The sequence below is a fragment of the Corallococcus sp. CA049B genome (assembly GCF_003611685.1).
In the GTDB taxonomy this organism is placed as follows: Bacteria; Myxococcota; Myxococcia; order Myxococcales; family Myxococcaceae; genus Corallococcus; species Corallococcus coralloides.
Genome location: NZ_RAWC01000495.1, coordinates 1 through 386, shown reverse-complemented (window position 1 = coordinate 386; position 386 = coordinate 1). Strand labels below are relative to the sequence as shown.

Annotated in this window: 1 pseudogene; it reads right to left on the bottom strand. The window is 75.9% G+C overall.

The features are described 5' to 3' along the window. A pseudogene (locus D7W82_RS39895) lies at positions 1–375 on the bottom strand (peptide transporter); the annotation flags it as partial. Positions 376–386: the final 11 nt, after the last annotated feature.

Below are 386 nucleotides of genomic sequence, written 5' to 3'. Positions count from 1 at the left end.
CGTCTGCCCCGCGCCTCGCGCGCACACCGCGCACAGCGGCACCAGCAGCGCGAGCACCAGCAGCATCGACGGGACTCCCAGCCCGAAGAGCAGCCCGCCCAGCACCACCGCCAGCACGCACGCCACCGCCGCCACGCCCAGGCTCCACCGGGGCAGCCCGCCCCGGCTCACGCCCACCGAGCGCAGGTCCTTCACCGCGCCCAGGAAGTCCCTCGCCTGCGCCGCCAGCGACATCACCGCCCCGCCCACCATCAACCCCACGCCGGGCCATATCAGCCACGAGGACAGCGGCTCGTACCCCGCGCCCGCCGCCAGGCCCGTGTCCAGGAGCCGCGTCGCGAGCACGCCCCACGCCAGCCCCGAGCCCAGCAGCATGCTCAACGCCA